The sequence below is a fragment of the Hymenobacter sp. YIM 151858-1 genome, assembly GCF_025979705.1.
Classification (GTDB): Bacteria; Bacteroidota; Bacteroidia; order Cytophagales; family Hymenobacteraceae; genus Solirubrum.
Map to the genome: position 1 here is coordinate 692,152 of NZ_CP110136.1, position 24,999 is coordinate 717,150.

Sequence of the window (24,999 nt, forward strand, 5' to 3'; positions counted from 1 at the left end):
TTGCTGCCGGCTAACTGTTACATTAGGAGGCCCATTGGCTGGCAGGCTGCCGCAGAAAGCCGGCGCGTGGCTGCTTATGGGGGTTATAAGCCAGGGTTACAGGTATATGCAAGTATTAAAGCGCAACAACGTTACCGTATCGGGGGCGGCCGATAAGCAACCAATAGTATTCGTGCACGGCTTCGGGTGCGACCAGCGCATGTGGCGGCTGGTGGCGCCGGCTTTCGAGGCCGATTACCGCGTGGTGCTGCTCGATTTGATTGGAGCCGGCCAATCCGACCTAGGCGCCTACGACCCCGCGCGCTACCAAACCCTGCACGCGCACGCCCACGATGTGCTGGAGGTGCTGGAGGCACTCGGCCTGCGCGAGGTGGTGCTGGTGGGCCACTCGGTAAGCGCCATGATTGGGGTGCTGGCCGCCAACCAGCAGCCCGGGCGCTTTGCCCGGTTGGTGCTGGTGGGGCCCTCGCCGCGCTACATCAACGACCACGGCTACCACGGCGGCTTCGAGCGGGCCGATATCGAGGAGCTGCTCGAGGCCATGGACAGCAACTACCTGGGCTGGTCGGCGGCCATCACGCCGGTTATCATGGGCCACCCCGATCGGCCGGAGCTGGCCGAGGAGCTGAACCAAAGCTTCTGCAGCACCGACCCCGTAATTGCCCGCCACTTCGCCCGCGTTACGTTCCTGTCGGATAACCGCGCCGATTTACCCAGGGTGCAGGTGCCCACGCTCATTTTGCAGTGCGCCCACGATGCCATTGCCCCGCGCTCGGTAGGCAGCTACATGCAGCAGCGCATACCCGGTAGCCAATTGGTGCTGCTCGAAACCTCGGGCCACTGCCCGCACCTAAGCGCGCCCGAGGCTACCATTGCCGCCATCGAAAATTATTTGGCTGCCGAGCGTATGCAACTGGTATGAGCCTACCCGACGACGAGCTGCCCGCGCTGGACTTGCGCCTGACAGAGGAAAATCTCGACGACCTGTACGAGAATGCCCCCTGTGGCTACTGCTCGTGCCTGCCCGATGGCACGCTCGTGAAGCTCAACCAAACCTTGCTGCGCTGGCTTGGCTACACGCGGCCGGAGCTGGTGGCCCGGCAGGGCGTGCAGCAACTGCTCACCGTGGGCAGCCGCCTGCACTACGAAACCCACTGCGCGCCCATGTTGCTGCTGCTCGACGGGGTACGCGAAATCAGCTACACGCTGCGGAGCAAAAGCGGCGCCACCCTGCCCGTACTCATGAGCGCCGAGCTGCGCCGCGACTCCGACGGCCAGCCCCTGCTGCTGCGCTTTACCTTTTTCGACATTACGGAGCGGCGCAAGTACGAGCAGGAGCTGCTGCGCGCCAAAGCGCAGGCCGAGGAGCAGCGCGAGCAGCTGGCCCGCGCCAACGAGCTGCTCACCACCAAAAACGAACAGCTCACGCGCATCAACGCCGACCTCGACAGCTTTGTGTACACCGCCTCGCACGACCTCAAGCAGCCCATCAACAACATGGCGGGTTTGTTTGGCGAGCTGAAGCGGGTGGCCTCCTTCAACGACCCCGAGGCCGAGCCCATGATGCAAATGTTTGAGGATGCGCTGCAGCAAATTCTGACTACCATTGGCGGCCTTACCGAGGTAGTGCAGCTCCAACGCCAGCTGGAGCGCGTACCCGCCGAAGAAATCTTGCTGCAGCCCGTGTGCGAGGAAATTATCCGCAGCCTGCAGCGCCCCGACGAAGTACCCGCCCACTTCAGCCTCGACTTTGCCGCCGCGCCCACCCTCCGCATGGCCCGCCCCGGGCTGCACAGCATGCTCTACAACCTGCTGAGCAACGCCATCAAGTACGCCTCGCCCGAGCGCCCGCCCCACGTGCACCTCAGCACCCAACCCGACGGCGACCAGGTAGTGCTGCGCGTGCAGGATAACGGTCGCGGCATCAACCTGCAGCGCCACGGCCACGAGCTGTTCCAGCTCTTCCGCCGCTTCCACCCCGAGGTAGTAGGCTCGGGCATGGGCCTGTACCTGGTAAACCGCCTGGTGCACCAGGCCGGCGGCCACGTCGAAGTCGACAGCACAGTAGGCGAGGGCACCACCTTCCGCATCTATCTCCCTAGTTAAAGCTGGAAGCTTTAACCACTAAAAACTAAGCGAGGGCTAGATACTAGTTCCCCTCCTCAGATGAGGAGGGGCTAGGGGTGGTTGAAAGGCTAGAGCTACAACTACCTAGGACTACTTCCCGCGTCTGTCATGCTGAGCTTGCCGAACCGAAGGAAGGCGCAGCCAAGCATCTCTACCGCTTCGCCAGGTACATTTCTCAATTAGCGGCGTCTATTGAGTATGCTATCTGCGGACGCGGACTACAACCGAAGGTCGGCGTAGCCAAAGTCCGCGCTACACCCAGGCGAAGCGGTAGAGATGCTTCGACTGCGCTCAGCATGACGCGCAGATACGTTCATCAACCACAAAACCAAAACAGCCCCAGCTGCCAGTAGCAACCAGGGCTGTTCACGCAAAATAAACCTAGGGCAAAGCGCCGCGCTAGTGCACCACCACCAAGCGCTGCACCGAAACCTTCGGGCCCGATTGCACGCGCAGCAGATAAGTGCCGTTGGCCCAGGCCTGGGTATCAACCTGATAATTGCTGCCGCTAAACGACACGGTTTGCACCACACGGCCCTGCAGATCGTACACGCGCAGCTGCGTTTCGCCGGTAGGTTTGCCAGGCAGCTCCAGGCGCACTACATGGCTAGCCGGGTTGGGGTACAGCCTAGGGCTGAAATCAGCTTTGCCAGCCCTAACCGGCGTAGGCTGAGCCGGAGTAAGGCGCAGCACCCACGTTTGGTTAGCGGCCAACGCCGGCAGCCCCACACGCCAGTTGCTAAAACCACCCTGCGCATCGAGCGTAACCACGCCGGCCGCCTGCCCCGAAAGCAAATCGGTAACCTGGTACTGGCCCGCGGCCAGCGTAGAAAGCTGCACCGAAAGCGCCGTGTTGCTGGCCGCCGCGCTGCCCAGGTTGGCCACCGTGACGACGGCCTCCTGGTTGTACACGCGGGCGTAGCCCAGCACCGAGCTGGCTGAGGCCGTAACGGGCAGCAGGTAGCCCTTGCGCAGCGCCTCGTGGGTGTTGCGCAGCCTGATGAGCTGCTTGTAGTGGTTAAGCAGCGAACCAGCATCGGCTTGCTGCGTGGCTACGTTGTACTGCGCGTAGTTGCCGTTGAGGGCGCGCCAGGGCGAGCCGCTGGTAAAGCCCGCGTTCAAGCCGGCCGTCCACTGCATGGGCTTGCGCTTGTCTTCGTCGGGGCCGGCGCCGAGCATGCCTACCTCTTCGCCGTAGTACAGGAAGGGCACACCGGGCATGGTGAGGTACAAGGCAGCTGCCTGCTTCATGCGGGCCATATCGCCACCTAGGGTCCCGAGCACGCGGTTCTGGTCGTGGTTGCTCAGGAAGGTGGCGTACTGCAGCTTGGGGTACGTGCGGTCGACAACCTCCAGCTGCGTGCGCAGCGCGGCCGGGTTGCCGCTATTCAGGCTGCTGATGATGGCTCCCTGCAGGTCAAACTCGAAGCAGGCGTCGAGGCGGTTGTTCACCACGTAGGGCACCACCTGCGGCGTGGCCGACCACGCTTCGCCCACGGTAAACGCGGCGGGGTTCACGGCCCGAACCGAGTCGTGAAATTCCTCCAGCACCCCGTAGGTTTCGGGCGTGTTCTCGATGGTGCTGCCGTTTTCCACCAGGTACTTCACGGCATCGAGGCGGTAGCCATCCACGCCCTTTTTCAGCCAGAAACGCGAAGCATCCCACATGGCCGCGCGCATTTGGGCGTTGCGCCAGTTCAGGTCGGGCATGCCGCTCCAGAAGTAGGCGTAGTAGTAGCTGCCGTTTTGCTGATGCCAGCCCAGGCCCGGGTTGGTGTTCTGCCACCGGTACCAGTCGCGGTAGGGGCTGCCCACGCTGCTGGCCGCCAGCCGAAACCACGGGTGCTCGTTGGAGGAGTGATTCAGCACCAGGTCGATAATCACCTTGATGCCGCGGGCGTGGGCCGCGGCCAGAAACGCCTCGAACTCGGCCATGGTACCGTAGTCGGGCTCGGTGGCTTTGTAGTTGGTTACGTCGTAGCCGTGGTAGCTCGGCGACTCCATCATGGGCATCAGCCAAATGCCCGTAATGCCCAGGTCGGAGGTGGTGTTGGGGTTGCCGTCGTTCAGGTAATCGAGCTTCTGCGTGAGGCCGGCAAAGTCGCCCTTGCCATCGGCGTTCGAGTCGTAGAAGCTGCGCACGAAGATTTCGTAGAACACGGCGTCGTTCCACCAATGCGTGGCGTAGCCGGTGGGAGTGGGGCCGCAGTCCTGGCAAGTGCCAAAGCAGGCGGGGGGTACGGTGTTGGTGGCGGCCGTAGCCTCGAACACGCGGGCCAAAGTGCCGGTGCCATCATCGGTGCCGCAGGCGGCGGGTACCTGCTCGGCGCCGGCCAGCGTAGCGCCGTTCACGAAGCGGTACTGAAAACGCATGGGCGCCGGCAGCGCTACCTGCGCCTCGTAAATGCCGTCGCCGTTGTTATCGGTTAGCGGTATGCTGGTAGGGTCCCAGTTGGCGCTGTAGCCGGCCAGTGTCTGAAAGTTGCCTACCACGTGCACGCCGGCTCGGGTTACGGTTTGGCCGCGCATGTTCACCTGAAATTGCACCAGCGTAGCACACCCGCCGAACGGCACCGCCGGCACCCGGTAGGCCGTGCCACCTAGGGAAACCTGGCGGTTTACGTTGCCCGCGCCATCGGGTACGCCACAGGCCGCGCCGGGCTGCTCGGCCCCGCTCCAGCTGTTGCCATTCACAAACTTGTAGAGGTACTGGCCCGCGGGCACATCCACGGTAACCTCGTAAATCTGGTCGTTGTCGGCGTCGGTGAGTAGGGTAGTGGCGGGGTTCCAGTCGGAGCCAAAGCCAGCCGCCGCCTGAAAGTTGCCGGCCACGTGCACACCGCTCGCGGCCACGGTTTGCCCGCGCATATTCACGCGGAAAGTAAGCTGCACCGCCTGCGCCCAAAGGCCCTGCAGGAGCAGCAGAAAGAGTATCGGGTATTTCATTTGTGGCCTAGGTGAAAAGTAGGCCAACAAAGATAGGGCGCTGCTGGGGCTGCCTGCGCTAAAAGGATGCTTGCCGACCTAGGGTTAAGGTAAGAATTAAGGCCAGGGCTGAGTGCCAAAGCCAAGGTAAGGAGCTAGAGCTAGTTCCCCTCCTTAGATGAGGAGGGGCTAGGGGTGGTTGACTGGTCGTTGAACTGTTGCTAGCCTACTTTCTAACTTTTGCCTTTCAACCACCCCCAACCCCTCCTCATCTGAGGAGGGGAGCTAGTTTTGTAGCCCTTTAGCTGTTTGGCTCTAACTATTAACCAAATTATGGCTACCGAGCATCTGCATAACCTACCCCACCGAAAACAACACCGCCGCGACCTGCGCAACAACGCCACGCCTGCCGAAGCTATTCTGTGGCGTTGCCTGCGCAACAGCCAACTGCAAGGGCGCAAATTCCGGCGCCAGCAAAGTATCGGGCCGTACATCGTCGATTTTTACTGCCCTGCGGAGCAGCTGGTCGTGGAGCTGGACGGGGCCGGCCATTTCAGCGTGAGCGGCGAAGCGCATGATGTGGCCCGTACCGCTTACCTGCAGAGCTTGGGGCTGCGCGTGTTGCGTTTTGAGAACGTGTTGGTGCTGCAGCAGGTAGAGAGTGTATTGGCGGCTATTAAGGCGGTGTTTGGGCATAACATTGGGGCAACTAACAACGACCGGTCAACCACCCCTAGCCCCTCCTCATCTGAGGAGGGGAACTAGCACCTATCTTTAGCTCTAAGCCTAGCTTTTCCCTAGCTCACCCCACCAACCACCCGCCACACTGAACCCCTAAATTACCTGCCTATCCGTTGCCTAAACCGCGCTACATTTAGGCCCCATCCCACGCTAGGCGGTGTTCTCATTTGAGCCACAGCAAGATGGCTCTGGCGTAGACGAAGGCCAAGTAGCTATCGGCGCATTTGTCGTAGCGCGTGGCGATGCGCCGGTGCTGCTTGAGGCGGTTCACCAAGCGCTCGGCCTGGTTCCGGTCGCGGTAGGCGGCGCGGTCCAGCGGCGGGGGCTGGCGGCGGTTGGGCTTGGGCGGAATCACGGCCACGGCGCCCGCCGCGGCAATCTGGCCCCGCAGCGCGTCGGAGTCGTAAGCCGTGTCGGCGATGACCAGCCGCCCGGGTGCTAAATGCGGGGCCAGCAGGGCGGCGGCTTGCGGCGCGTCGCCAGCCTGCCCGGCGGTCAGCGCAAAACCCAGCGGGTAGCCCGCCGCGTCGCCGGCCAGGTGCAGCTTGGTGGAGAAGCCGCCGCGGCTACGCCCCAGCGCCTGCGGCCCGTTTTTTTCGCGCCCCGGCCGCGTGCTGGTGCGCCCGCACCGTGGTCGAGTCGAGTTGTACCTGCCGGCTGCGCGGGCTGCCCACGGCGCGGCCGCGGGCTTGCAGCGCGGCCAGTACGCGCGCCCACACGCCGGCCTGCCGCCAGCGCGCGAAGCGCACGAACACCCGGTGCCACTGGCCCAGGTGCGGCGGCAAATCGCGCCAGGGCAACCCGGTGCGGCCCACCCAAAGCACGGCCTCCACGAACCGCCGGTTGTCCGCGGCTGTCACCCCGCGCGTGCCCGCCCGGCCCGGCAGCAACGGGGCCAACACGGCCCAATCGGCATCACTCAACAACGTGCGGTCTGTGTTCATGGCCTCAAATTAACCTGCTACGCCGCCCATGCAAACGGGTTATTGAGAACACCGCCTAGCGCATTTCCACCTACCCCGTGAAGCACCTTTTCCTATCAACTGCGTTGGCTGCTGCCTTGCTCGGCACGCTGATGAGCCACCGCGCCGCGCCTACGGCGGCCGATTCGCCGCAGCTGGCGAGCATGTTCGAGAAGTACTGGGACGAGCGTGCCCAGCTGTTTCCGCTCGAGGCCACCGCGCAGGGCGACAACCGCTACAACGATTTGCTGCCCAACGACGGCACCCAGGCCTACCGCGAAGCCCAGCGCCAGTTCTTTCAGCAGTACCTCGAGGCGCTGCAGAAGTTCGACCGCGCCAAGCTCTCGGCCAACGACCAGGTGAGCTACGACATCTTCCGCTACGAAATGCAGATGCGCCTCGACGGCCTAAAGCAGCTCTCCTGGATGATGCCCTTCTCGCAGTTCAACGGCCTGCCCATTTCGATGGCGCAGCTGGGCGCGGGCACCGGCAACCAACCCTTCCGAACCACCCAGGACTACGACAACTGGCTGGGCCGCGTGCGCGCCTACCCCGTGTGGGCCGATACCGCCATCAGCAACATGCGCCGCGGCATGCGCGCCGGCGTGGTGCTACCCAGGCCCTTGGTCGAGAAGATGCTGCCCCAGCTGCAGGCCATGGTTACTACCGATGCCAGCAAGAGCATTTTCTACGGACCCGTAAGTAAGTTTCCGGCCGCGGTTTCGGCCGCCGATCAGCAGCGCCTCGCGGCGGCCTACCAGCAGGCCATCAGCCAGCAGGTGGTGCCTACCTACCAAAAGCTGCACGACTTCCTGCGCAACGAGTACCTGCCCCCACCGGCATTTCGGCGGTGCCCGGCGGCGAGGGCATGTACCGCTACGCCGTTAAGTTCTGGACCACCACCGACCGCACCCCCGACCAGATTTACCAAACCGGCCTCGACGAGGTAAAACGCATTCGGGGCGAGATGGAAAAGATCAAAAACGAGGTCGGCTTCAAAGGCGACCTGCAGGCCTTCTTCACCTACCTGAACACCGACCCCAAGTTCATGCCCTTCAAAACCCCCGAAGAAGTGCTGAACGTGTACCGCGGCATTCAGGCCCGCATCGATCCGAACCTGAAGAAGATGTTTGGCCGTGTGCCCAAAACCGGCTTCGAGGTGCGCCAGACGGAGGCTTTCCGGGCGGCCACTGCCTCGGCGCAGTACAACCGCGGCCTGCCCGACGGCTCGCGCCCCGGCATCTTCTACGTGCCCATCGTCGATGCCACCAAGTACAACGTAACGCGCGGCATGGATGCACTTTTCCTGCACGAAGCCATACCCGGCCACCACTACCAGATTTCGCTGCAGCAGGAAAACACCGCCCTGCCCAAGTTCCGCCGCTTCAACGGGTACAGCGCCTTTAGCGAAGGCTGGGCCCTGTACGTGGAGAGCCTCGGCCGCGACCTAGGCGTGTACACCGACCCCTACCAGCGCATGGGCGCCCTGAACACCGAAATGCACCGCGCCATCCGGCTGGTGGTGGATGTGGGTATGCACCACAAAGGCATGACGCGCGAACAGGCCATTCAGTACATGCGCGAAAACCGCTCCATCGACGAGCAGGGCGCCACGGCCGAAATCGAGCGGTACATGGCCATGCCCGGCCAGGCGCTTTCCTACAAAACCGGCCAGATGCACATCCTCGGCCTGCGCAGCAAGTACCAAAAGCAGCTCGGCCCGAAGTTCAAGCTCAGCAACTTCCACGACGAGCTGCTGGCCAACGCCGCCATGCCTCTAGCCATTGCTGAGAAAACGATGGACGCTTGGGCGGGGAGGCAGAAGTAGGTAGGGTTTACGCCTCTGTGGGGGTGTAGCATGGGTTGTTGACGCGAAGCTTAGATACAAAAAACCGCCCCAGCTAATGTTGGGGCGGTTTTTTGTATCTAAGCTTCGCGTCAAACAGGCACATTAGCAAGAGTAAGACTAAAAATATGAGAATTAGCTCAGCAATATGATAAGGATCCTATTACTTTAGCCTCATCAACAGTAGCCAACTCTTGTTTGGCTTAACCTAACTTAAAAGCTTGTATGACCCAGAACTACAGATTGCTAGCCGAAAGTGTTAGAAACAGAATAAACCCTGAACATCTTGCTTTTCAAAAAAGATTTTCGGAGGAGCTTTCTACTTTATCTTATAGTGATGTGTTGGTCTATGTTAGGCTGGCAATGAAAGGAGTTGATCCAGATTACACACGTAGGAGCAAAGAGGCGGGTGAAAGAGTGAAAGACCACCTAAATGCTTCGTTGAATGACGTGGCTTTCCGATATCAAGGTTCGGTCATGACGAATACCCATATTAGGGCTCATAGTGATATTGATTTGCTGACAATTTCTAATAAATTTTATTCGTATGATGCTCATTCAGCTAAGAAAGCTGTTGATGAACAGATTGGTAGTTTGTCTTGGAGCCAATTGCAGAAATTGAGAAGTGAAGTTGATATGTCTCCCTATACAGGCTCTCCATTAGAGGACTTGAGACTGCTAAGAAGGGATTGTGAAAATATACTTAAGAATAAGTATTCAATTTGTGATATTTCACATGCGAAGGCTATAAAAATCACTAATCTTAGTCTAGGTAGAGATGTTGATATAGTCATTGCAAACTATTATGATGATGTTATGTCTATTCTGCACGATAAAGGGGAGTATAGAGGTATACAAGTGTATAACAAAGACACGCATACTCGTGGTATGGTTGATTTTCCTTTCTTAAGTATCAAACGCATCAACGATAGGGGAGAAGAAACCGTTGGTCGTGTAAAGAAAATGATTAGATTTTTGAAAAATATTAAGGCAAAATCTTCAGTTGATATTAAGCTAAGTAGCTTTGACTTCAATGCTATATGTTATGATATAACAGTTGATAAATACAAAAATGCTAAATTTTACGAGTTGGTTCCTGTTATTTATCAACAAGTTAAGAGTTTATGTGATGACCAAAGGCATGCTGATGCTCTGAAATCTGTTGACGGGAGAGAGTATATCTTCAGGAACAACCCAGCTAAACTTGAAAGCTTGAGAAGTATTCTCAATGAAGTCTCGGGGATATACAATGACTTAATCAAGTCTGGTGTATTTGGCAAAGTTTTAGTATAAACGAGGTTGAAAGCTTAAGAAAATGCAACAAGTAAAAAAAAGAATATTTATTGGCTCCTCCTCTGAGGAATTGACCCTTGCTGGAATTGCAAAAACAGTTTTAGAAAAGGATTTCGATGTTACAATTTGGAATGATAATGTATGGGATACATCAGTATTTAAAATAAATCAAAATTTCCTTTCTGATTTATTAAAAGCTTCATTGCAATATGATTTTGGTGTTCTGCTAGGAACGACTGATGACAAAGTTATTTACCGAGATAAGGAATTACTCCAACCTCGAGATAATGTTTTGTTTGAGTTAGGTTTGTTTACTGGGCGTCTCGGCTTATCTAAATGTGCATTTATTATCGAAAAAGAACTTAAGGTAATGTCAGACCTTAGTGGTATCTCATTAGCAAGGTTTGAAAAAGGTGATCTAAAAGGATTTATTTCAGCAGTTGAACAAGTTCGTGATTTGTTTCTTTCAAGTAGAGATACGGAAATTAATTTTTTCCCATCTGCTACTCTTGCATCTGTATATTTTGAAAACCTTGTTGTTCCAATTTGCAAGCATGTAATTGAAAATGATGGATTCGATCTGGGGGAAATAAAATATAACAAATGTATTCTAAATATAGTTATTCCTGAAAAAATAAGTTTAGATGTTAATATACAATTTGAAAAAATGAAACGTGGTGTGGAAATGGAAAATGTTTCTTTTAAGTACGCAGGAAGACCCAGGTACATAAGTATTGAAACGAAAATTAAAGATAATGTTTTAGAATTTGTTGATTTCCCAACAATCATTGCTGGTATCAATCATGCAATACAAAATTTGCTGCCTGCTGATTTCAACTCCATGAGTCCTGATTATGAGTCAATACTTGATAGAGAATTAAAGCGTTTTATAACGACATTGAAAACATTGTTACTGAGACACGGATTTGATGAAATGGTGTGTATTAAAAGAGATATGGTTTCAAGTAAGGAGTAAAACAAAGGAGTGCCTCACTGAGGCACTCCTTTGTTTTTTAACTTGCTAATGGTGTTAGTTGTTCTACTGTACCTCAGGATTGCTTGCCTTTTATACTCCGCATTAGCTTAGAGCTTCATTAGCACATGCGGCATCTGGTCGGCCAGGGAGTTGCGCATGTTTTCCAAGTAGGTCTACTTAATCTGCTGCTAGTGCTGCTGCGCGGCGTTGACTCAGCCTAGCAGCTCTATTAACTTCCCGATTATAGTTAATAACTGAGCGCTTTCTTGACCATCTTCGTGCGGCTGACCACTACTGGTACACAAGAAAAATCCCGACAGCTTCACTGCCGGGATTTTTCTTATTTGCTGGCTCAGGGCGTTAGCCGCTAAGCCTTCTTGTTGCTGGTTTTGGGTGCCGGCTTTTTGTTGCTAGGCTTGGCCGTAGTAGCCGGGAAGCCGCGTTCCTTCATCAGCGCATCCACTTTCGGGTCGCGGCCGCGGAACTTGCGGTAGGCTTCGGCGGGGTCAACGGTGTTGCCTACCGAGAACACGTGCTTGGTCAGGCGCTGGCCCACGGCTTTGTCGTAGGCACCACCAGCTTCGGTGAAGGCGCTGAAGCCGTCGGCCGCCAGCACCTGCGACCAGAGGTAGCCATAGTAGCCGGCCGCGTAGCCTTCGCCCGAAAACACGTGGCCGAACTGCGGCGTGCGGTGGCGCATCACAATCTCCTTGGGCATGCCCAGCTCGGCCAGGGTTTCGCGCTCAAACTTGTCGGGGTCAATCTTCTGGTCGCCGGCCAGGTGCAGCTTCATGTCGATGAGGGCGCTACCTAGGAACTCCGTGGTTTCGAAGCCCTGGTTAAAGGTCGAGGCCTTTTCGATACGGTCGACGAGCTCCTGCGGAATGGGCTTGCCGGTTTTGTAGTGCAGGGCAAAGCGCTGCAGCACCTGCGGCGTGGGCAGCCAGTTTTCGAGGATCTGCGAGGGGAACTCCACGTAGTCGCGCAATACATTGGTGCCCGAGAGCGAGGGGTACGTCACGTTCGACGACAGGCCGTGCAGGGCGTGGCCAAATTCGTGGAACAAGGTGCTGGCGTCGGTCCAGGAAATCAGCGTCGGCTCGCCGTCCTTGCCCTTCACAAAGTTGGAGTTGTTCGATACGATGGTGGTAACCTCGCCATCGAGGCGCTCCTGCTTGCGGTAGGCGTTCATCCAGGCGCCCGAGCGTTTCCCGGGGCGGGCGTACGGGTCGAAATACCACAGGCCTACGTGCTTGCCCGAGGTCTTGTCTTTCACCTCCCACACTTTCACGTCGGGGTGGTACACGGGCACGTTCGTTACGGGCACGAAGGTGAAGTTGAACAGCTCGCCGGCTACCCAAAACATGCCCTCGCGCATTTTATCGAGCTGCAGGTACTGCTGCACCTCGTTCTGGTCGAGGTCGTAGCGGGCTTTGCGCACTTTCTCGGCGTAGTAGCGGTAGTCCCAGGGCTCAATCGTGATGTTGGCGCCCTCTTTGTTGGCTACGGCCTGCATGTCGGCTACTTCCTCGCGCACGCGTGCCACGGCCGGCTTCCACACGTCCTCCATCAGCTTCATGGCGGCTTCGGGGGTTTTGGCCATGGTGTTGTCGAGGCGCCAGTGGGCGTAGGTTTTGTAGCCCAGCAACTTGGAGCGCTCGGCCCGCAGCGGCAGAATCTGCGAAATGAGGGCGTTGTTGTCGCGGGCGCCGCCGTTGTCGCCGCGGTTGTAGAACATGCGCCAGGCTTTCTCGCGCAGCTTGCGCTGGTCGGAGTACGTCAGGAACGGCTCCACCGACGAGCGGGTGTTCACGATAACGCCCGCCGCCTGCACCTTGCGCGCCGCGGCGGCGTTGGCCGCATCGGTTTGCAACGAAGCGGGCAGGCCGCCTAGGTCGGCCGCGGTTTTGAGCACCAGCAGCGAGTCGGTTTCGTCGGCCAGCAGGTTCTGCGAAAAGCGGGTGTAGAGGTTGGCCAGCTCCTGGTTGATTTTGGAGAGGCGGGCTTTGGCGGTGGCATCGAGCTTGGCGCCGGCCCGCACAAAGTTGTTGTAGTACACCCAAGTAAGGCGCTGCTGCTCGGGCGTCAACTTCTTTTTGTCGGGCGAGTTGTACACCGCCTCGATTCGCTTAAACAGCGCCGCGTTCTGGTTTATCTGGTCGCTGAACGCCGCAAGCTTCGGGGCCATTTCGCGCTGCACGGCTTGCACCTCGGGCGTGCTCAGCGTACCCGACCAAATGCCGTACACCGTCTGCACCTCGTCGAGGCGCTGGCCGGCGCGCTCCAGGGCGGCAATGGTGTTGTCGAAGGTGGCGGGTTGCTTGTTATCGGCAATGGCCTGAATCTCGCGCAGGTTTTCGGCCATAGCGCCTTAGAGGGCAGGCTTAAAGTGTTCCACCTTCACCTTGTCGAAGGGCGGCACGCCGCCGTAGGGGCCCGTCCAGCCCGCCAGCAAAGGATTAGCCGCCGTAGCCGAGGCGGCAGGTTGGGTAGTTTGGGCCGAGCTGGACATAGGCGCGACAGCCGTAAGCTGTAGAGTAAGTAAGGAGCCGGCTAGCAGCAGGCGGGTGGGGAAAGGTCGGAAATCGGGCATAGGAGTGAGGCTGGTATTAAGGCAGCCTAGGCTAAAGTACAGGAAAGCGGCCGAAAGGAACATGCCGGGAAGCGCCCGCCCGAACCGGCCGGCAGCACGCCTCGCACCGCCAGCGCCTTAGGCAGAAACTGCCCCGCGGCAATGCCATGCCGTGACCTGGGCGCCTGTTCAGGCATTCAGGCGCATGCTGAGCCCGGTCGAATCGGAGGAGGGCGCAAGCCAGGCACGAGCTGATTTGGACTCCCCAACAAGCCCTAGGTGCCTGCTTCGGCGCCCGGCTCGGGGGTTGCCAAGAATATATGTCGTAACTAGCTGAACTTAACTACCGGGGAGCTGCTTGCTTCTGTAACAACCCCGGTGGCTGCAACCGAAAGCCGGGCTATCGGCCCGGTTCCTCACCTAGGGTTGCACCACTTGCAGGCCTTGCCGTTGTAGGCACCGGCCCCCTTACGGTTTAGCGCGCCGCCATCCCAACGCCGCTGCAATCATCCGGGCGGATGTGGCAAGAAACCGTACTGCCACCCCACGCCGGAGCCACCCCCACTGCTTTGTTTTGGCCGCTTTTAGGCGGCCGTACGCGTGCTGCGCGGCCCGGCGGCCGTTCGCGGGGCTGTTGCCCAACCAGGGCCGGCCGCGGCATCAACCCCCACACTTGTTTTCCTATCGACATGACGGATACTTACCTGCGCAGCCTTGGCTTTGCGCCCGTGCAGCCCGACGACCTAGGCGCCCGCCGCCCCTTCGGGGTGGCCTGGCGCTACCGCCACGAGCGCCGCGCCCTCGACGGCTCCTTTCTTTTCATCGAGCACCCGCTGGGCGTGGCCAGCTGCCGCCTGAGCAACCTGGTGGCGCCCCTGGCCCCGCAGGATGTGTTTGCCAGCACCGCCCTGCACGACGGCCCCGCTTTGGAAGCTGCCACCCAGGCGTTTTTCGCGGCGCACGGCGGCATGGGCGAGGTTGCGGCGCCGTTCGTGCCTTACGTACACCGGCCCTTCCGCCGCTCGCACTAGCCGGGTTGCTCCCTCACACTTTGTTACTCCCAATTCTGATGAACCAAGACCTGCAAGATAGCCTGGCCAACAACGCCAAGGAGTGGCTGGCGCTGTCGTTGTCCATTTCGTCGGCCGAAAAACTGGCCTTCAACAAAGTCCACGACGGCTTTTACACCTCCTACGGCCCCGCCTTCATGGCGCACGTGTACCGCAGCACCATCGAGCAAACCCTGCAAAGCATGCCCGATGCCGAGCGCACCAAGCTGCTAGCCGCGTTTCAGGAGGCCATGAGCAAAGCCATCGACGAGCACTACGCGCCCTCGGGGCAGTAGCCAGCTGGCTCATCGGCTCCAATAGCGGCACCTGAGGGTAAAACGTAAACGGCCCAACACAACCTCGGCATGGCAGAGGTGGGGCAGCTGCTTCCCTGTAGCGCCAAAGCACCTTGGGCATACTTCGAGTCAACGCAGGCCAACCATCAGGCAGGCACCCACAGCGCCTTGCGCATAGTAAGGCGAGACTAATACCTGAGTGCCCCCGCTGGCTTGCTGCTTGGGTTTGCGGCCCAAATGCTGACCTAGGCGCTGGGCGGTCCGTTTGAGCGCGGGGTAAGCCCAGTAGGCCAGCTCCGTAGACAAAATGCCCACACCCGCGCCAGCTACCACGTCGGATGTCCAGTGGTTGTCTTTCGCCACGCGCAGGGCCGCGGTAGAGGTAGCCATGGCATAGGCGCCAACGCTGTACCAGGCACTGCGGTGGCCGTATTCTTTGTGCATGAAATGAGCCGTGGCGAAGGCCGTGCTGGTGTGGCTGCTGGGGAAGGAGCGCTGGTTCTGGCCGTTGGGGCGCTCCACCTGCGTCCAGCGCTTCAGATGACTGGTAATGCCGCTGTTTACCTGATAAATGAGGCCCAATAGCAGGGCCTGATCGAGTATTTTGTTGCTGCCCTTCACGCCGGCCACGCTCAGTCCCAAGGTGGCGTAGGCGGGCACGTGCCGCAGGTAATCGTCGATGTTGGTGCGCACCCCGTAAAGGTGGCGCTGCGCACCATCGCGCACCGATTCGTCGATTTCCATTTCCAGCTCGAACAACTCCACCTCGTTGCGGATAATGGCGCCCGTACCGATGAGCAGGACCGGTACCCCAAACTTTTGCACCACCGGACGTTGCCTCACCCAAGCGGCGTGCCCGCGAACGGTGTAATAGACAGTGCGCCCATGCCGCAGCAGCGAGTCGACGCAGGTTTTCAGGGGGCGGGCGGAGCTATCCGGCGGCATTGCGAGGGCCTGGCTTTCGCAAATGCCCGGCAGCCACGCCAGGCAGAGGCTACCAATTGCGGCAAGGCGCCCCACCAGCCGACGGCAAAAGGAATCTGGCCCGGTGTGCAAGAAGCAGTGCAGCATAGTACGGTCGACTTAGGAAACCGCCCCCGATTCTGCCATTGCCCCAAGCGCTAAGTGGACCGTTACGTGAGCGGAAGTGAAAGCAACAAGGCCCGGCCGTTGAGGTTTGCAAGCAAAGCCACAGCCCGGCCGGTTGTATAAGAATTCAGGAGGGCCAATAAAGTTTGCTTTGGGCACGTCGAAAAATTCAGCACGACAGCCGCTGTTTGGATTCGCTCATTCCGACCACAGGAAGTCACTTCGCACCGCGCTTTGAGGGGTGCGAAGTGGCCCTGATGGCATGACTTTGAGTATGGTTTTAAGGGTGGTAACCCTTGCTGAGAGGTGAATAACTCAGGTGCTACCCGGCATCATGGCCGCTACCCTGAAGGGGAAGCTGACTCTAGCCTGCGGAAGTCCCTTTTAATACCTGCCTTATCCCGCTCAGTCCGCCCGCAATGGCCTCCAGCTTCGTGAGCACCTGCAGCACCTGCCTAGCTTGCGAGTTGCGCCAGTTTGGCCTCTAGTTCGGCTACGTGGCTTTTGAGGCGACGCGTGTAGCGCTGGTAGGCAATGCCCAGAAACATGGTGCCCAGCACCAGCATGGAGATGGTGTTTTCGGGCGAAACCAGGTGCAGCAGGCGCAGCACCATGGCCCTGATCAGCAGCAGGATTGAAGCGTAGTAAAGATGCTTTTCGTAGGCGTTTATTGGGGTAGTATTGCGGCTATGGGCTGCGTCTGTTGGAAAGCGCTTGGCTGCTTAACAAAGTGGCTTACGCAGGCGGTGGTTGGGGGTATTTTCGGGTAGGTTTGCTTCGCAATGCTACCCAAATTCCCCGTTGGGTTTGCCAACCCATCCAGAAAAAATCGGCTGTATGTCCTACATCGGAAACAATATCCGGAAGATACGAGCGGTTAAAAAGCTAAGCCAAGCGGCATTTGCCGAATTGTTTGGCTTGGCAAGACCGAGCGTGGGAGCGTACGAAGAGGGCCGCTCGGAGCCAAAAATGGAAACGCTGATTCAGATTGCTCAGCATTTTGGCTTATCGGTAGACCTGCTACTAACGAGAGAACTCACCGTAAACGACCTCTACCGCTTCGATATTTTTCAGCAGGAGCTGAAGGCCGCCCCGCCGCCCGACGTGAAAGCCGAAGCCGACAAGCAGGCGCACCTCACGCCGCTGGTGCCCGCCGATCGGGTGCTCGAGTACATCGTGCACCACCACAACCCCGGGTTCGTCGACGAGCTGACCCCGCTCACGTTTCCGCACCGGCTCGGGCCAACCACCCGCGCCTTCGAGCTGAGCGGGGCCGATATGCAGCCCACCCTGCGCCACCACGATGTGGTGCTGTGCTGCCCCGTCGACAGGGCCGCGCCCGTGCTGCGCGTGGGCGAGGTGTATGCATTTGTGACGCAAAACCGGTTGCTGGTGCGCCGCCTGGCCGAGCGCCTGCCCGATGGCCCGGTGCTGCGCCTGCGCGCCGACAACTCCGACTACCCCGTGCAGGAGTTCGACCTAGGGCAGGCGCTGGAAATCTGGGAGGTGAAGGCCGTGTTCAGCACGCACCTGCGCCCGCCGGCCGTGCTCGACGAGCGCGTGAGCAAACTGGAGCGGCAGGTAGAGCAACTGCTGGCGCGTTTGCAGTAGCCCGAGCGGCTGTATATTTCGCGCCGCAAAACGCGCGGGCGGCACTTTCAGCGGCCCGCGTGCTACTCCCCACAACCGCATGAGCCAACTTACCATCAGCAGCCTCGCCGACCTCGAGCAGTACGAGGGGCAAATGCTGGGTGCCTCCGAGTACCACGCCATCAGCCAGGAGCAAATCAACAGCTTTGCTGCCGCCACGCTCGATTTTCAGTGGATACACACCGACGCGGAGCGTGCCCAGCGCGAGTCGCCGTTTAAGGCCACCATTGCCCACGGCTACCTCACGGTAGCGCTGTTGCCCTACCTCTGGCAGCAGATTGTGCGCATCGAGAACCTGAAAATGCAGGTGAACTACGAAATCGAAAACCTGCGCTTCAACCAACCCGTGGCCGTGAACAGCGAAGTGCGCCTGCTGGCTAAGCTGCTGTCGGTGAAAAACCTGCGCGGCATTGCCAAAGCGCGCATCGAGGTGATTCTGGAAGTGAAAGACAGCAAGAAGCCCGCCTACACGGGCATCGTTACCTTCCTGTACCACTTCAACGACTAGGGAGCTACGGCTAAGAGTGCGAACCGCCAGCACTCGCCTTTCCAGGGGTAGTGCTGGCGGTTTTTAGTAGATGTGGCGCGAGGTAGCGTGGGCCGCACCGCAAGAAGGGGTAGGCAAGCCCGCTCTGCGCTGGCCTGCCGCTAAAAATATCCGGGGTTGCGGCGTGTTGGCTGAATAGCTGCCCGGGAGCTTTGCGTATAGCATTGCCCTAGGTGCCGCGTTGCCCTGGTTCGAGTAGGAGCAGGCAGCCCGCTTTTTCCCACACCACGTAAGCAAGCGCCGCCCCTTGTGTCACCTTGCAACAACACGTAGGTTATGATGAATACGTATTCGCCCGCGTACGACAGCACCGCGCGCATCATGCCCCCGCATGCCTCGCCCTCCGAATTTCGCTACGCCGAGCCGCCGGGCATTGGCTGGGTTCGGCTGAAGTTTCGGTTGCTTTCGGCCCTCTCCACGGAGCTGGCGTTCCGGGAGGCCTGGCGGATGTTCTGCACCCCGCGCCGCTTGCCGCGCAAAAAGTGGGAAGAGGCGGCGCTGGCGACGGCGCGGCCGTTTCGGGTGCCCTTCGAGCAAGGCTACTTGGCCGCTTACGAGTGGAAACCCAAGGGCCAGCGCACCGTGCTGCTGGTGCACGGCTGGGAGCACCGCGCCGCTTTTTGGGGCGTGTTTGTGGATGCGCTGGTGCGCGCCGGTTACCGCGTGGTGGCTTTTGATGGGCCTGCGCACGGCGACTCGCAAACGGGCCGCCGTACCAACCTGCCGCAGTACGGCCGCGCCACCCAAACCCTGGCCGATTACCTGGGCGAGGTGTGGGCCGTGGTAAGCCACTCGTTTGGCGCCGCCACCACGGCGGGGTTGCCCGTGGTTTTCAACCAAGGCACGGGCTTGCCTAGGTTGGTGCTGATGAGTGCGCCCGGCAACACGCCTGCCGTAGCCCAGCGCTTCGCCGATTTGCTGCACCTCTCGCCCAAGGTGCTGGCCCGCATGGCCCGCCACGTGCGCGAGCAGCACGGCCGCGATGCCGAAAGCTTCAGCCTGGCGCAAGCCGGCCCCCGCGTGCAAGCCGAGCGCGTGATGCTGCTCCACGATTGCAACGACGATTCGGTGCCCTTCGGGGAGGCGCAGGAGGTAGCGCGCAACTGGCCCGGTTTAGACTTCCGGCCCACCAACGGCCTAGGTCATAACAAGATCATGCGCGACAAGGGCGTGATTCAACAGGTAGTGGAGTTCCTGCAATAGCGGCCGTGCCCCTTAGCTGTCATTGTAAGGACGCAGGGCATTCCGCGCATCGAGCGGCGTTAATCGGTCCTGCGCAGCGCACAACCATTCCCTAAGCTGTCATTGCGAGGAGGTACGACGAAGCAATCGTTCCTGTCTGTGGCACAACCGTTCACTCATCACCAACCAAAAACCCGGAGCCACTAAAAACCGCACCGCCCGACGCCTGCATCAGGATTCGGGCGGTGCGGTTTTTGGTTGCTGCCAGCTGAACGGTCGTGACCAGCCCAGGACCGATTGCTTCGCTTGGCTCGCAATGACAGCGGCGGGCACGGTTGGCTTATATCTCCTCGTGGCCGGCTTCGTCTAGCTCCCGAAGTAGCTGGCGCAGGTTCTCGGGGTCCTGCACGGCTTTGTGCACGAGCTCCAGGTACTCGGCCTCACCGCGCAGGCTACGCTTAACTTGCCGCAACTCCGCCTCCTGCTTTTTGCCGGTGCCTATGAAAGCGTTTCGGTCGCCGAACTTCAGCTGCTGCAGGCGCAGCTTCAGCTCGGTTTGCTGCTGTTGCAGGGCGCGGGTGTAGCGCATCAGTAGCTCATCCGATTCGGCGTCGGAGTCGCCCTGGCGGTGTTCGGCTAGCAGCTGGAGCAGGGCGTAGAGGTCGTCGGCTTCGTAGGCGCGGGTGATGCGCTGCATGCGCTCGGTTTTCTGGCGGGCCAGCTCCGGGTCACGTTCGAGGTCGGGGTGGTTGGCGCGGGCCAGTTGGCGGTATACGGCTTTGGCACCGGCCTGCAGGCGCTTTTGGTCGGCGGCCAGGGCGCGGGCGGCAGCTTCCTGCTCGCGGTCCAGCTTCGATTTGCGCTTGCCCCGCTGGTGCGCGTGGTGTTCGGCGTGGTGCTGCCAATCGTCCGATGCTTCGTGCTGTTGCGGTTGGCGGCCGCTTGGCTGAGGCTCAGTTGAGCGCGGTTGCGGCGCGTACTTCCGAATCAGTTCAGGCACCTCCTCGCCGAAGCGGTTTTGCAGGGTAAGCGCGTTGCGCAGCAGCAGCTCCTCGATGCGTTGCTCCTCCAGGCGGCTGAAATAGCCGGTGGTAAGCGCAGCCTCTAGTGGCTCAAACAACGCGCGGCGGGCGGCCACCACGGTATCGGCAAGCGGGCCTACCTGGCGCCAGTACTTGTTTTTGGCTTCGCGCTGGGCCTGCTCCAGCTCCTGCACCTGGTTGCGCAGGTTTTCTACATCCTGCACCGCCTGCCGAAATGCCTGCTGCGCCGGAGTGCCGGTGGGTTCGTGGGCTTGGCCGTGGCGCCCTACCTCGCGCTGGGTTTTGGGTGTGTTGCGGGCGTCGAACTCTTCAAACTCGGGTAGGGGCATGGGCATCGACAGCGGTCAGGGTGGGCGAAGCAGCGGGCAAAGGTCGGCAAGAAGCCGCGCCCCACAGCTCGTAAGCCACCACAAAGGTGTTGCAGTGCGCGTCCACGATATCGGCGATGCGCTCGGAGTAGCCGCCGCCCATGCTCACGGCCACCGGCAAACCCAGGCGGTGGCACAAGCCGAGCACGTACGCATCGCGCTGCCGGCAGCCGGCGGGCGTAAGGGCCAATTTGCCGAGCTTATCGGTAGCCAGCACATCCACGCCGGCCTGGTAAAAAATGAAGTCGGGCTGCACGCGCTCAATCAGGCCCGGTAGTACTTCGTGCAGCTGCCCTAGGTAGGCGGCATCGTCCATGCCTAGGGGTAGCTCGATGTCGAGGTCGGATTGCTCCTTGCGCAGCGGGTAGTTGGCGCCGGCGTGCATAGAGAAGGTGAACACCCGCGGCTCGTGCCGAAAGATGGCCGCCGTGCCGTCGCCCTGGTGCACGTCTAGGTCGACAACCAACACCTGCCGCGCTAAGCCGTGGTGCAGCAAGTGAGCGGCGGCAATGGCAATGTCGTTGAGCACGCAGAAACCCTCGCCGCGGTCGGCAAAGGCGTGGTGGGTGCCGCCGGCGCAGTTCAGGGCCACGCCGTCGCGCAAGGCCCGCAGCGCCGATTGCAACGTGCCGGCCGAAGAACTCAAGGAACGTAGCACCAGCTGTTCGCTCTGCGGCAACCCTAGGCGGCGCACCTCGGCAGGGGAGAGCTGCAGGTCGCGCACCTTGTGCCAGTACTCGGCCGTGTGTACGCGCAGCACGTCTTCTTCGGGGCACAGGCCCGGGTCGTAAAAATCTTCGGGCGGCGCAATGCCCTGCCACAGCAGCTGCTCCCTGATTAGCTCGTACTTGGCAATGGGAAAGCGGTGGCCCTGGGGCAGGGCAATGGTGTAGCGGTCGGAGGTGGCTAGGCAGGGCATGCAGGTAAGCGGGTGCGAAAGGTATTGAACGCAAAGCAGTCCGCCTCAGATGAGGAGAGGAGTACTAGGAGTGGTTTTTTGCGAGCGTGTAGCGCGGACTTCAGTCCGCGTTGGCCAGCACAATTGGCAATGCTGTAGCACGGACTTTGGCTACGCCGACCTTCGGTTGTAGTCCGCGTCCCCGGATAGTAACTTCTGGTATCTAGCTCAACGATTAGAAGAATGTATCTGCGGACGCGGACTACAGAGTCCGCGCTACACGTGGGCGAAGCGGGAGAGATGCTTCGGCAAGCTCAGCATGACACAACCAAATACATTATGAATAGCATCAGTTTGCAAATGCTCGTTTGATTAACAACTGATGTAAATAATAATGATTTTAAATTAATAAACAGGTTTAGAGTACTGGACAGATAATGGTTGCAACAAGTGATGAAGAATATTTTCAAAAAAATTTTATCTGGATATTGCTTTATAGAAAATAACCTTTCTACCTTTGGCCCGTTCAAAGCACAAAACACAAACGCCTTACCCGACTTCACTCGTCATGCGCCGCCACTTTAACCAATACCTAGGGATGCCAACCAGCTCGGTGGATAAGATCCAACTGGGGTTCGGCGCGCACGCAGCGAGATGAGGTTTCAGAGATAGAAGCCATCCATTGCAAAACGCCCGAACCCCACCCGGTTCGGGCGTTTTGCTTTTTCAATCAGTTGCTTAACTGCTCACGCTTATGTTGTCGAACCAATACCCCCAGCTTCTTGCCCTGGCCCATGCACCAGCCGCCGCAATGCTTTGGTATTTCGGCAGCGAAGCAAATATACCGGCTGATTTTGGCTGGCGGAAACGGGTTAGCCACTGCTGGCAATACCCGGGCCTCTAGGTAACCACCTAGGGTAAATTTCGAGGTATTTATTTCTTGAGTATCGCCGCTAATAATTAGCGGTGCGGGAAAATATTGCCTTCGCGAAACAGTAATTATTTCAATTAATAACGGCAATTAATTCCTGAGAAATTGCCGAACGGATTTCTACACTCTTTACGCAACGGTATTATGCGCTTCAACTTTACTTTTCGCAAAAACAAGCCGGCGCAAGTAGCAAACCACGAGGGTGCTCCGGCTTTCCAACTCACCCCGGCTTTGGAGCTGTACGCCGCCGTGGCAACCGCCGCGCTGAGCGACCATTTCTACGAAAAAGCCGGCACCCGCCTGCAGCGTTTACGCGAGCTGGTAGCCCAGAATGATCCGCGCTTTGTGGCTCAGCTGGCCGTGTATGCTCGTGAGCGGCTGAACCTGCGCTCGGTACCGTTGGTGCTGGCCGTGGAGCTGGCCCAAGTGCACCGCGGCGACAACCTCGTGAGCCGCTTGGTGGCCCGCGTGGTGCAGCGCGCCGATGAAATAACCGAACTGCTCGCCTTCTACGCCCTGGCCAACCAGCGCCAGGGCCCGAAAACGCTGAACCGCCTCTCGAAGCAGCTGCAGAAGGGCCTGGCCCTGGCCTTCAACCGCTTCGATGGCTACCAGTTGGCCAAGTACGACCGGGCCGGGCAGGTGCGCCTGCGCGATGCCTTGTTCCTGGTGCACCCCACCGCCAAAAGCGCTGAGCAGCAAGCCTTGTTCGACCAACTGGTGTGCGGCGAGCTGCCCACGCCCTACACCTGGGAAACGGAGCTGTCGGCCCTAGGTCAGGAGCCGTTTGCTACGGCCGAAGAGCGGCAAGCGGCTTTCCGCAATAAGTGGGAAGAGCTGATTGCGAGCGGCAAGCTGGGCTACATGGCCTTGCTGCGCAACCTGCGCAACATCCTCGAAGCCGAGGTTTCGGCGGCGGCGGTGGAGCAGGTGTGCACCAGCCTCGCCGACCGCTTTGCCGTGGCGCGCAGCAAGCAGCTGCCGTTCCGCTACCTGGCCGCCTACCGCGAGCTGCTGCAGGTGCGCTCGGGCCACGTGCCCCGCGTACTCGAAGCCCTGGAAATGGCCATCGGACACTCCATCCAAAACCTGCGCGGCTTCGATGCAAATACGCGGGTGGTGGTGGCCTGCGACGTGTCGGGCTCGATGCAGCAGCCGGTATCGGCGCGCAGCAAAGTGCAGCTCTACGACGTGGGCCTGGTGCTGGGCATGTTGCTGCAGAGCCGCTGCGCCAACGTGGTAACCGGCATGTTCGGCGACCGGTGGAAGCGCATTGCGCTGCCCCGTAACCAAGTGCTCAGCAACGTGCAGGAGTTCTACCGCCGCGAAGGCGAGGTAGGCTACAGCACCAACGGCCACTTGGTGGTGCGCGAGCTTCGGCAGCAGCGCGAGGTGGTAGATAAGGTGATGCTCTTCACCGACTGCCAGCTCTGGGACAGCCACAACCACGGCGACACCTTGGCGCAGGAATGGGCCGAGTACCGCCGCACAGTAGCACCCCAGGCCCGCCTGTACCTCTTCGACCTGGCCGGCCACGGCAACACGCCCGTGGAGGTGCGCCACAACGATGGCGTGGCCCTCATTGCGGGTTGGTCGGATAAGGTATTCGACGTGCTGCAGGCGCTGGAAAACGGCGGCACGGCCTTGTCGGAAATCGAGCAGATCGAGCTGTAGGCCTGCCTGGCAGGCAATCAGTTAGCAACTACAACTACCATCATCCGTGCCCAATCCTTACCCACAATTCTGCTAAACCAAAGCTGCCGGGGCGGCGGCTAATCCGAGCCGCTGCCCCATCATCCCGGACACTTTTTTCAACTTCTTACTGCAATGAAGCGCAGATAACAACATCAAGCATCGGCCCTAGGTGCTGATGCCTCCGCCGCGGCCAGCCAACTCGTAAGGTGCCGTAGACGAGCGTTACTTCGTGGCATCGTTTTCGGGTGCGGCGCAATGGTTGCCGTATCAACGCGGGTTCGAATCCCGTCCCTGGCCAGTGGTCAGGTGGTGAAAACATTTCGCTTGTCGCCTGTAGCCCTTGCAGTTGGTTAGGCCAGTGGATCATAGCTTGCTAAGCGGGTGCCGTAGCGCGGCCATCCTTCGTACCATCCTTGTCGCGGGTTCGACTCCCGAAGTGGCGCCCTAGGGCACTGCGCATACGCGAACGGTAGGGCAGACTCGTTGGCCGGGCACCAATTGCCCCGTTTAGCTTAAACCTTGTTGGGTGCCGTAGCCGGGCCATGCTTCGATTCAGATTCGCCGTGTCGCGGGTTCGATTCCCGCTCGCCAGCCCTAGGTGGTTGGCGGTAGCTCAGTTGGTAGAGCAGGATATGTAGGCTTGGCGCTTGTTGCCCCAACACTTTTCTTACTGCTGACCGGGTGCCGTAGGACGGCGTTACTTCGGTAAGATCTGACGATCGTGCAGGTTCAAATCCTGCGCCTTGCCGCCTAGGTGGCAAGTGGCGCACCCGCCTGCGGGTGTGCCGGCAACGCCAGCCGCTTGTTGC

The 24,999-nt window shown here is 59.5% G+C and carries 19 protein-coding genes, 1 tRNA gene and 1 pseudogene; 13 read left to right on the forward strand and 8 right to left on the reverse strand.

The features are described 5' to 3' along the window. Nucleotides 1-106 precede the first annotated feature (106 nt). Both OIS50_RS02860 and OIS50_RS02865 read left to right on the forward strand, forming a co-directional pair. Nucleotides 107-922: an alpha/beta fold hydrolase gene (locus OIS50_RS02860; protein ID WP_264692821.1), complete on the forward strand. Its 816-nt coding sequence runs from the start codon at nucleotides 107-109 to the stop codon at nucleotides 920-922. Then, nucleotides 919-2,106, forward strand: a complete 1,188-nt coding sequence (locus OIS50_RS02865; protein WP_264692822.1) for a PAS domain-containing sensor histidine kinase — start codon at nucleotides 919-921, stop codon at nucleotides 2,104-2,106. Before OIS50_RS02860 ends, OIS50_RS02865 begins: the two co-directional genes overlap by 4 nt. Nucleotides 2,107-2,526: 420 nt before the next feature. Here the strand turns inward: OIS50_RS02865 and OIS50_RS02870 are convergent, their stop codons facing one another. Continuing rightward, nucleotides 2,527-5,073 (reverse strand): alpha-amylase family glycosyl hydrolase, encoded by a 2,547-nt coding sequence (locus OIS50_RS02870; protein ID WP_264692823.1) that lies wholly within the window; start codon nucleotides 5,071-5,073, stop codon nucleotides 2,527-2,529. 312 nt (nucleotides 5,074-5,385) lie between these two features. Between OIS50_RS02870 and OIS50_RS02875 the strand changes: the two genes are divergently transcribed. After that, a complete protein-coding gene (locus OIS50_RS02875; RefSeq protein WP_264692824.1) occupies nucleotides 5,386-5,817 on the forward strand; it encodes an endonuclease domain-containing protein in 432 nt (143 codons plus the stop codon). A 139-nt stretch (nucleotides 5,818-5,956) separates the two neighbouring features. Here the strand turns inward: OIS50_RS02875 and OIS50_RS02880 are convergent. Next, nucleotides 5,957-6,737, reverse strand: a protein-coding gene (locus tag OIS50_RS02880; protein WP_413617037.1) for an IS5 family transposase whose coding sequence is annotated in 2 segments (ribosomal slippage) — nucleotides 5,957-6,380 and nucleotides 6,379-6,737 — 783 coding nt in all. Because the reading frame shifts where the segments join, the coding sequence is not laid out codon by codon here. A gap of 182 nt (nucleotides 6,738-6,919) precedes the next feature. Between OIS50_RS02880 and OIS50_RS02885 the strand changes: the two are divergent. The 3 genes and pseudogenes from OIS50_RS02885 (at nucleotide 6,920) to cap12 (ending at nucleotide 10,870) form a co-directional block, all read left to right on the forward strand. Beyond that, nucleotides 6,920-8,583: pseudogene (locus OIS50_RS02885) on the forward strand (DUF885 domain-containing protein). A 243-nt stretch (nucleotides 8,584-8,826) separates the two neighbouring features. Beyond that, a complete protein-coding gene (locus tag OIS50_RS02890) occupies nucleotides 8,827-9,894 on the forward strand; it encodes a nucleotidyltransferase-like protein (protein WP_264692825.1) in 1,068 nt (355 codons plus the stop codon). A gap of 22 nt (nucleotides 9,895-9,916) precedes the next feature. Next, nucleotides 9,917-10,870: a CBASS system CD-NTase-associated NAD(+) hydrolase Cap12 gene (cap12, locus tag OIS50_RS02895; RefSeq protein ID WP_264692826.1), complete on the forward strand. Its 954-nt coding sequence runs from the start codon at nucleotides 9,917-9,919 to the stop codon at nucleotides 10,868-10,870. 367 nt (nucleotides 10,871-11,237) lie between these two features. Here the strand turns inward: cap12 and OIS50_RS02900 are convergent, their stop codons facing one another. Both OIS50_RS02900 and OIS50_RS02905 read right to left on the reverse strand, forming a co-directional pair. After that, a complete protein-coding gene (locus OIS50_RS02900; RefSeq protein WP_264692827.1) occupies nucleotides 11,238-13,235 on the reverse strand; it encodes a M3 family metallopeptidase in 1,998 nt (665 codons plus the stop codon). Nucleotides 13,236-13,241: 6 nt separating this feature from the next. Beyond that, nucleotides 13,242-13,463, reverse strand: a complete 222-nt coding sequence (locus tag OIS50_RS02905) for a hypothetical protein (RefSeq protein WP_264692828.1) — start codon at nucleotides 13,461-13,463, stop codon at nucleotides 13,242-13,244. A gap of 668 nt (nucleotides 13,464-14,131) precedes the next feature. Here OIS50_RS02905 and OIS50_RS02910 point away from each other — a divergent pair. Together OIS50_RS02910 and OIS50_RS02915 are read left to right on the forward strand one after the other, a co-directional pair. Beyond that, a complete protein-coding gene (locus OIS50_RS02910) occupies nucleotides 14,132-14,473 on the forward strand; it encodes a hypothetical protein (RefSeq protein WP_264692829.1) in 342 nt (113 codons plus the stop codon). A gap of 38 nt (nucleotides 14,474-14,511) precedes the next feature. Further along, nucleotides 14,512-14,787 (forward strand): hypothetical protein, encoded by a 276-nt coding sequence (locus OIS50_RS02915; RefSeq protein WP_264692830.1) that lies wholly within the window; start codon nucleotides 14,512-14,514, stop codon nucleotides 14,785-14,787. Between the two features lie 129 nt (nucleotides 14,788-14,916). Here OIS50_RS02915 and OIS50_RS02920 read toward each other — a convergent pair whose 3' ends face one another. Together OIS50_RS02920 and OIS50_RS02925 are read right to left on the reverse strand one after the other, a co-directional pair. Further along, a complete protein-coding gene (locus OIS50_RS02920; protein WP_264692831.1) occupies nucleotides 14,917-15,732 on the reverse strand; it encodes a phosphatase PAP2 family protein in 816 nt (271 codons plus the stop codon). Nucleotides 15,733-16,331: 599 nt separating this feature from the next. Continuing rightward, entirely contained in the window at nucleotides 16,332-16,490 is a 159-nt protein-coding gene (locus OIS50_RS02925; RefSeq protein ID WP_264692832.1) for a hypothetical protein, read from the reverse strand. A 223-nt stretch (nucleotides 16,491-16,713) separates the two neighbouring features. On the opposite strand from OIS50_RS02925, the gene OIS50_RS02930 reads away from it, so the two are divergent. The 3 genes from OIS50_RS02930 to OIS50_RS02940 all read left to right on the forward strand — a co-directional run bounded on the left by OIS50_RS02930 (nucleotide 16,714) and on the right by OIS50_RS02940 (nucleotide 19,276). Next, on the forward strand, nucleotides 16,714-17,487 hold the full coding sequence (locus OIS50_RS02930) for a LexA family transcriptional regulator (protein WP_264692833.1): 774 nt from the start codon (nucleotides 16,714-16,716) through the stop codon (nucleotides 17,485-17,487). 79 nt (nucleotides 17,488-17,566) lie between these two features. Further along, entirely contained in the window at nucleotides 17,567-18,034 is a 468-nt protein-coding gene (locus OIS50_RS02935) for a MaoC family dehydratase (RefSeq protein ID WP_264692834.1), read from the forward strand. A gap of 315 nt (nucleotides 18,035-18,349) precedes the next feature. Further along, on the forward strand, nucleotides 18,350-19,276 hold the full coding sequence (locus OIS50_RS02940) for an alpha/beta hydrolase (RefSeq protein ID WP_264692835.1): 927 nt from the start codon (nucleotides 18,350-18,352) through the stop codon (nucleotides 19,274-19,276). A gap of 319 nt (nucleotides 19,277-19,595) precedes the next feature. Here OIS50_RS02940 and OIS50_RS02945 read toward each other — a convergent pair whose 3' ends face one another. Both OIS50_RS02945 and OIS50_RS02950 read right to left on the reverse strand, forming a co-directional pair. Next, on the reverse strand, nucleotides 19,596-20,633 hold the full coding sequence (locus tag OIS50_RS02945) for a J domain-containing protein (protein ID WP_264692836.1): 1,038 nt from the start codon (nucleotides 20,631-20,633) through the stop codon (nucleotides 19,596-19,598). Continuing rightward, entirely contained in the window at nucleotides 20,608-21,585 is a 978-nt protein-coding gene (locus OIS50_RS02950) for a histone deacetylase family protein (RefSeq protein WP_264692837.1), read from the reverse strand. The genes OIS50_RS02945 and OIS50_RS02950 overlap by 26 nt, the downstream gene beginning before the upstream one ends. Before the next feature lie 1,054 nt (nucleotides 21,586-22,639). Here OIS50_RS02950 and OIS50_RS02955 point away from each other — a divergent pair. Next, a complete protein-coding gene (locus OIS50_RS02955; protein ID WP_264692838.1) occupies nucleotides 22,640-24,169 on the forward strand; it encodes a TROVE domain-containing protein in 1,530 nt (509 codons plus the stop codon). Between the two features lie 625 nt (nucleotides 24,170-24,794). Beyond that, nucleotides 24,795-24,939: transfer RNA gene (locus OIS50_RS02960), tRNA-OTHER, on the forward strand. The last annotated feature ends 60 nt before the right edge of the window (nucleotides 24,940-24,999 follow it).